The following is a 7,689-nucleotide window of genomic DNA, read 5'->3' as shown; positions in this document are numbered from 1 at the left end:
CCGACCTCACCCGGTTCACGATGGGCAATATTGTCGGCGACACCTGGGTGGATGGCCGGCATCCGCAACGCGGTGAAGGGTTTGAGTTGCGTACCGGCGCCTACGGTGCGATCCGTAGCGGCAAGGCGCTGCTGCTCTCCACCCACGACCAGCCGCGCGCCAACGGTCCGCAGATGGAGATGCGCGAAGGGCTGGCGCAGTTGGAGGCCACGCGCAACCAGATCGCGGAGATGACCCGGCGGGCCGCGGCCGCGGAAGCCAAGGCGGCGGACGTCGAAGCCGTGAACAACGTCCTGCAGAACGAGATCAAGGAACTCAAGCAGGCGGTGATGCTGCTGATGGCCAACGCCTCCGTCGCGGTCGTGTCGCCCAATACCATCTTGCACAGCGCGGGCGAAAACATCATCTGCGCCGCGGGCAAGGATGCCGATGTCAACGCCATGGGCAACGTGCATGTCGCCGCGGCCCAGCACGTCAGCCTGTTTGCACAAGACAGCATGCAGCTGACCGCTCACCAAGGCCCCATGCGGGTGCAATCGCAAAACGAGGCCATCGACCTTGCCGCCGCAAAAGACGTCCGCATCACCAGTCTTGAAGGGAAGGTTCGTATCGAAGCACCTCATGGCATCGAATTGGTGGCAGGCGGCATGTTCATTACGCTTGCCGATGGAAAGCTGACGTGTGGTGGTAAAGGCGATCTCGTCATCAAGACCATCACCGTCCTGAAGGATGCCGCCGACACCTTGCGCGTCACGCCACCTGCCATGCCGCGCGCGGCGCCCAGTTCGACGGATATGGAATTTCGCCGTGTCTACCCGAATGGCACTACCGCGTCGGGATGTCGTTACGTTGTCACCCTGGCCGATGGCTCGGCCCGGCACGGCGTACTTGACACGGATGGCTATGCACGTATCCGCCATCTGCCAGCGGGCTCGCTTGCCCACGTGCGCTATCTGGACGATCCCACGCCGCATCAGTCGGCTGTTTCGCTAGAGGGCGATGGCGACGTTGCGCAGGTGATGGAACAGGCCATCGGCATGGCTGCGGATCAATAACATGCTGGACGATGTATGGAACCGCGTGGGCGGCGGGTATCAATGGCTCAAATCGCTGGCGCTGGGCGAGTTCCAGGAAAACCGCCCGCTGTCGGTGGTGGTGACGGACATGATGCTCAGCTTCGTGCCCGGCGTGGTGGTGGTCACCAGCGCGCGCGACCTGGCGGCCGTGTGCTTGCGGTTGGGACAACGCTACCGCGGCGAAGCCTCGCCGGACGATGCCGCCTCACCCGCATGGCAGGAATGGGCATTGCTGATCGCCTGTGCCATCGGCGTGTTTGGTCCGGTTATCTGCGCGGCGGTGGGCTCGGCGGCAACCCTGGCGGGCACGGCGGTGGGATTCCTGGTGGGCGACGAAGCCGCCGCCTTCCTGCGTGCGCTGTGCCTGGTGCTGATCAGGGAAGCGGATGGCGAGCTGAAATCGGTGGTGAGCTTTCTCGGCACGTTCGTGAAAGGCGACGTACTCACCTTGTTGCGCCAAGTGCGCTTTGCCGCGTGCGAGCAGCCGCTGGTGGACAAGCTCACCGCCTTCCTGCGCGGCATGCGCAACCTGCTGGCGAGATTGCGCGGCGAACTGGCAGCGCTGCCAAGCTTCGACCGCGTAAAAACATTGCTGACACGCCTGGACGAGATGGAACAGCAGTTCTATGCAGTGCAAACGCGCTGCGCGCAGGAAATACCGCATGCGCTGGCGCAACTGGACGCTGCCTTGCAGCGCCTGCTCAAGCAGGACCTGCCGGTCGTATGGCATCCCGCCTATGCCGGCGTGCGGGCGGTGAAGCCGGAAGTGGCCGCTACCGGCAAACTGCGCATCAGCTCCGGCGTTGGCGAGCCGCCGCATGTCCTGATGCAAGCGGCACAGGGCGACGGACAAGGCGCAGGTGTTGCCGCACCGGGTGGCGATGGGTCGGCGGCGGCGCTGCCATCCTCGCCGTTGGACCAACCGGTAGGCGCGAATGTGCATCGCGACTGGGAAGACGTCGATCCGCGCGCCTTGAGCCGCAGCCGCAAGGGCATCTACGGCGAACTGGTGAGCGACGATTTCATGGAAGAGCGCGGCTATGCCGCGATGATGTCGCCACACCGGCGCGTGCGTTCGTTGGAAGACCAGCCGATCGGGCGCGGCATCGATGGGGTGTATGCGGTACCGCCGGCACTGCAACCGCCGGAGTATGTGATTACGGAGACGAAGTATCGGACGGGTGGCAGTTACGGTTCTCGCCAGTTGCCGAAACTGAAAGACGGTACAAGGCAGATGGATGATGAGTGGGTTGGTGGTCGGCTTCGCTACGCAGTAGGAAAAGAGAACGCGGCTAAAATTGAAGAATCACGACATGTTGAAAAATGGCTAATGGTTGTAAGCGAGTCCGGCAAGGTAGTGGACATTACCAAGCTCGATGCAGATGCTAATGCGTTGCTTGACGTCACCGGCAAGCCAGTCAAAGTGCCAGTGGATTGAATGTATGCCGTTAACGGATGTGGATCATTGAGGCAGTTATGAACGATATGTTCGACAACATGAAGCGCGAACCGTTGCTTCCCGAAGGCCATTACCGGGACACGATGGGATTCTATGAGAATAGGTTGGTTGACGCGGAAACCGATCAGATATTGGCCAGTACGGACAAAGAAGACGATGCACGAAGAAGGAGGCTGGCATGGTCTCGCGCCAACAGTGCGCTCGAAATCCTGATCGCGCATTATTCGGCGGGAAATGATGTTGCGTCACTTCAGCCATATGCTGTGCGCGCCTTCGAATTGCACAAGCTTTACCGCGAACGCACCGGCAGAAAATTCAAATTATGGGAACCTGATTCGATTCAGTACGTCATGTGGCTGTTATCGCTCGCCGTGCTCCTGGGTTTGAAAGACTACATTCCACAAATCGCCGCATGGATCAGCCTCGATCCCGATGATGGCCAGGATGTGTTGGTGAGCCGCCTGTTCGCACGTTGCAACGTCACCCTGCCGGGCGAGGCGCTGATGCACGAGAAGCCTTACGCGGATCTGCTGCGCGCCACCCAAACGCATGGCACCGAACAGCAGCAAGCGATGACCGCGTACCTGAAACACTGGTATCGCGGCATGAAGGATTGCTATTGGTATAACAGTCACCAGAATTTGCAGGGCTTCTTCTTCGGCTATTGGGCCTTCGAGGCGGGGTTGGTGACGCTGGCCTGGGGCATCGACGACACGCCGTATCGCGACCTGCTGTATTACCCCAAGGATCTGGTCGATTATGCACGCCAGCAACGGCGCGAACCGCCGGAAAAAAACGAAGCGCCGCATATCGCATGCCGCACCGGCGAACGATGCCCGCACGCTGGCCGTTGGGGCGTGCTGGGCGGTCCTGGCGGTCTTGCGCAGGAACGCTTCTTCCGCGAGGGCGAGCTTTTTCCGGCGGTTCTCGACGGCGACGGCCAGGAAAGGCCGGTGACCTGGATCGTCCTGGCGCGTGACGATGGCGGGCCGACGCGCGTGGCATAGCAGGCCTATCGAACACATCGGCCATCTCAACGAATGTTGATGCGACGTGGAAAGCGAACGGGTGAGCGACGATTTCATGGAAGAGCGCGGCTATGCCGCGATGATGTCGCCACAGCGGCGCGTGCGTTCGTTGGAAGACCAGCCGATCGGGCGCGGCATCGATGGGGTGTATGCGGTGCCGCCGGAGAAGCAACCGCCGGAGTATGTGATTACGGAGACGAAGTATCGTGGTGGCGCGACAGTCAGCGACAAGGACTTGTCGATGACTAAGGGGGCGGGCAAGCAGATGAGTGAGGATTGGATTCGCGACAGGCTTGACGCAGCGGTAGGCCGTGAGAAAGCCGAAGTCGTGAGGGAACATAGCTATGAAGCTTGGCTGATGGGCGTGAATGAGACAGGCCGCGTAACCCGGATTATCAAGCTCGGCCATGACGGTAATGCACTACGCGACGTCACCGGCAAGATGATTGAAGTGCCGGTGAACTGAGCGCGATACGATTAGAGCTAATACAAATAAATGAGACTGCGATGAACGCATCGTTCGATAAGACCAAGCGCGATCCGCTGCTTCCTGAAAGCCATTATCGGGAGGCGACAGAGTTCTACGAAAACCGTTTAATCCGGCTGGAACAACTGTTAGCCGATCCGACGAAAACGGAAGATCATAAAGGCGGGCTGGCTTGGGATCGCGCCAGTCATTCGCTGAAAATCTTGATTGCCCGTTATTCAGCAGGCGAAGAGGTCGCCTCGCTCAGGCCGTACGCGATTCGCGCCTTCGACGCACTTAACGTACGTTTCATCGAATATCCGAAGCGGACCAAACTCCGGCTCTGGGAACCCGATGCCTATCAGTACGTCATGTGGCTGTTATCGCTCGCCGTGCTCCTGGGTTTGAAAGACTACATTCCACAAATCGCCGCATGGATCAGCCTCGATCCCGATGATGGCCAGGATGTGTTGGTGAGCCGCCTGTTCGCACGTTGCAACGTCACCCTGCCGGGCGAGGCGCTGATGCACGAGAAGCCTTACGCGGATCTGCTGCGCGCCACCCAAACGCATGGCACCGAACAGCAGCAAGCGATGACCGCGTACCTGAAACACTGGTATCGCGGCATGAAGGATTGCTATTGGTATAACAGTCACCAGAATTTGCAGGGCTTCTTCTTCGGCTATTGGGCCTTCGAGGCGGGGTTGGTGACGCTGGCCTGGGGCATCGACGACACGCCGTATCGCGACCTGCTGTATTACCCCAAGGATCTGGTACTACGCACGGCAACATTGGCGCGTGACGATGGCGGGCCGACGCGCGTGCATGAATAACCCCAGCATATTCACCCCACGGATAATGCGAGGTTTCGCTTTATCTGTTCCCTGCATCAGGAAGACAGGCACGATGAAAGGATTGGTATATCAGGATGACGCGACAGATCATGACGGTTATGTCATGACGGCGACTGCAACATTGATCGAGCATGGCAAGCACGCGGCGCGTGTCGGTGATCTGGTTTGTTGCCGCTTGCATGGTGGCGTCTATCCTATTGTCGAAGGGGATGCGACCATGATTTGGGAAGGCAAGGCATTGGCCGTGGACGGATCTCAGGTGGCATGCGGATGTCGTGTCCGGGCTTCGCAAACATCGATGTTGGTCAACTAAACATGCCTTGGCCAATTCGCACACTTCCTCTTTATCCGGAACCCGCGCCGATTCGATGGCATCGCTGGGCCTTGTTCTTTATGGGCTTGCTGCTGGTCAACATGGTGCTGGTGTTGCGCCATGCTTCGCACATGCCCTCCACCCAGACGCTGGATTTCTGGCTGCTGATGCTTGGCACGCCGATGGTGGCTTTCGCAATCGTGTTCGGCTTGCGCTTGAATATCCAGGATCGCGAGCATGAGCGAAAGGAAACCTGGAACCGGTGTGCGGATCGACTGGAACAGGAATGGGCCACATGGGGCCAGCGCTATCGAATCGTGACGAAAGCCTGGACAGCCCTGCCCGTCGCCAACGATATTCAGATGTGGTTCGATGCGCCCACATCGCTGCCTGTGCAGATAGGGCGCGCGTTGAGCTTGAACTGGACGCCAATCCCCACTGCCAAATCATGGATCAGCTCCTGGTTCAACAAGGTGGCCGATACGCTGGCGCCAGACCTTCAAGCGCTTCGCGGCACGCTGGATGTCCACGTGCTGTTGGATACGGAAACATTCCAGGCCCTGCAGTCCACCGATACGGATGTGAGTCGCCTCTGGATGTCGGCATGGGCGAAGCATACCGTCGCTTTTGTGCCGACAGTGACAGTTCATCCCAATGCCGGCTTGAGCGAACTGGATGGTTGGATGGACGACACGTCCAAGACGCCCCTGCTGCTGCTTGCAGCGCAGCGCGCCGCCGATCCTCATGCGCCGGCATTCAGCGAAGCTGCCGTGGCACTGTTGTTTCAGAGTGCGGGAAAATCAGCCGCCAACCCATCGGGAAGTGTGCGTGTGTACCGGCCCATGAGCACGGGGTTGGAAACCTTGTCGGAGGACGTGGACCATCTGTATCGGACGCAAGGCGGAAACGCAAAGGCGATTGGGGATGTCTGGCACACGTCGTTAGATAGCGCCATGCAGGGTCACCTGAAGGCCGCAATGGCGTACTCGGCCCATAATGCCGGCCAAAACGTTCGCCTGTGGTGCGAACACAAGATGGATGACGGCTTGGGACTCCCAGGTCCGTTGAGTGGATGGATTGCCCTGGGTCTCGCTGTTCAAGCGGCATCTTGCCGGCCCGGTCCGCAGCTCGCTGTCTCCAGCGATGATCCATCGATGATTCTATGCATGGTGACAAGCCAAGGACGGTCGTGACGTGAAGAACAGGATTCGGTGGGGAGTGCTTTTGACGTTGTTGGCGGCATTCGCCGCTGCAGCGGAGATGCTTTATTTCAGTGCGAGCGCTGACCGTGCGGTGACGCTGGATTGGTTGTCCACACACCGTTTCGCCGTCGTGTCGGCGTGCATAGCGTTAGTGCTGCTTGCCATGGCAACCGGCCCGGAGCGCTATTTGACTGAGCGGAAAGCGCAGGATGTCATCGAACGGGAAAAGCTCAGCCCGACGATGCTTTCAGAGAACGGTCAACCAGCGAATCAAGGGCATGCTGTTTTTGCTGCTTTGTCTCAGCAATTAAAAGCTGTCTACGGCCTGCGTTGGCGTTATGCCCGCACCTGGCTGCTGGTCACAGGCAACGACAACGCCATCAAGGTGCTGCTGCCTCAGCTCCACGAACAAGGTTATCTGCTCACCAGCGAGACGGCATTGCTCTGGCATGCCGCGGATGCGCGCGGATTGATCGACCGCGCCTGGCTGCAGCAGTTGTACCGGCTACGCCGCCGCCGGCCGGTGGATGGCGTCGTGATGCTATTGAATAAAACCGACGACACGCTTCACGCCAGCCATGGCGCACCGGCCTATGGCATCCGGCTTGAGCATGTGGCGCACACGCTCCATGTGTCTGCGCCGGTGTACGTGCTGGATCTGGCCACGAAAGAAAACGGCCGTGACCATCCCCGGGCACCTGCACACGGTTGCGAACTTGATTCCCGCGCATCGGCCGATGCCATCGAGGCCAGCTTGCTGCATCTGCGCGATGTACTGGCCCAGCAAGGTATCCGTCGGCTGGAAGCGGACATCACCGACGATCACGCAGCATGTCTGTCGGAACGATTGGATACACGTAGTGGGCCGCTGGCGCATTGGATCGCCGGACTGCAGGCGCGGCATCTTCCGTTGCGCGCTGTGTTCTTCGACTTTCTTACCGGTCATGCCTCCAAGCCGAACGACGCATCGGCGTCGGCCTCCCCTGCATCGCATCCCGAAGAAGCGATGACGCCTTGCCTTTCTGTTTGGCAAACCATCACACAACATGCGCGCCACCAGCATGTCCGTCGTCTGCTCACGCATCCCATCACCCTGTGTGCCGTCGTCGGATTCGCCCTGCTCGGCCTGTGGACCGCCGGCATGCTGATCTCTGCCACCACCAACGCCCGCGACCTGCAGCACACGCAAGCGGTGGTTCGCACGCTGGGCCAGGGCGACGATGCCGCGCAGTTGCGCGCGCTGCTTGCCTTGCAACAGCGCATCGCCGTGTACGAAACCCGCGTGCAGCAG

8 protein-coding genes are annotated in these 7,689 nt (G+C 60.0%); all 8 read left to right on the top strand.

The genetic code is table 11. From position 1 onward, the window contains the following. Window positions 1–1,055: DUF2345 domain-containing protein (locus tag AC4HNJ_RS21340; protein ID WP_490481637.1), on the top strand; the 1,055-nt coding region annotated here is incomplete at its 5' end. A gap of 1 nt (window position 1,056) precedes the next feature. Further along, window positions 1,057–2,514: a hypothetical protein gene (locus tag AC4HNJ_RS21335; RefSeq protein ID WP_490481636.1), complete on the top strand. Its 1,458-nt coding sequence runs from the start codon at window positions 1,057–1,059 to the stop codon at window positions 2,512–2,514. Window positions 2,515–2,552: 38 nt separating this feature from the next. Further along, window positions 2,553–3,542: a PoNi-like cognate immunity protein gene (locus tag AC4HNJ_RS21330; RefSeq protein ID WP_490481635.1), complete on the top strand. Its 990-nt coding sequence runs from the start codon at window positions 2,553–2,555 to the stop codon at window positions 3,540–3,542. A 61-nt stretch (window positions 3,543–3,603) separates the two neighbouring features. Beyond that, window positions 3,604–4,029, top strand: coding sequence for a hypothetical protein (locus AC4HNJ_RS21325; RefSeq protein ID WP_490481634.1), 426 nt, complete (start codon window positions 3,604–3,606; stop codon window positions 4,027–4,029). A gap of 41 nt (window positions 4,030–4,070) precedes the next feature. Continuing rightward, window positions 4,071–4,862: a PoNi-like cognate immunity protein gene (locus tag AC4HNJ_RS21320; protein ID WP_490481633.1), complete on the top strand. Its 792-nt coding sequence runs from the start codon at window positions 4,071–4,073 to the stop codon at window positions 4,860–4,862. Between the two features lie 73 nt (window positions 4,863–4,935). Beyond that, window positions 4,936–5,196 carry a PAAR domain-containing protein gene (locus tag AC4HNJ_RS21315; RefSeq protein ID WP_490481632.1) on the top strand — a complete coding sequence of 87 codons (261 nt, stop codon included), beginning with the start codon at window positions 4,936–4,938 and terminating at the stop codon, window positions 5,194–5,196. A gap of 2 nt (window positions 5,197–5,198) precedes the next feature. Then, window positions 5,199–6,389 (top strand): hypothetical protein, encoded by a 1,191-nt coding sequence (locus AC4HNJ_RS21310; protein WP_490481631.1) that lies wholly within the window; start codon window positions 5,199–5,201, stop codon window positions 6,387–6,389. A 25-nt stretch (window positions 6,390–6,414) separates the two neighbouring features. Further along, a partial coding sequence (locus AC4HNJ_RS21305) for a hypothetical protein (RefSeq protein ID WP_490481630.1) occupies window positions 6,415–7,689 on the top strand: 1,275 nt, incomplete at its 3' end.

The organism is Dyella sp. SYSU CM1112 (assembly GCF_058216415.1).
The sequence above is the reverse complement of the archived record's forward strand: the minus strand, read 5'-3'. Positions and strand labels throughout refer to the sequence as shown.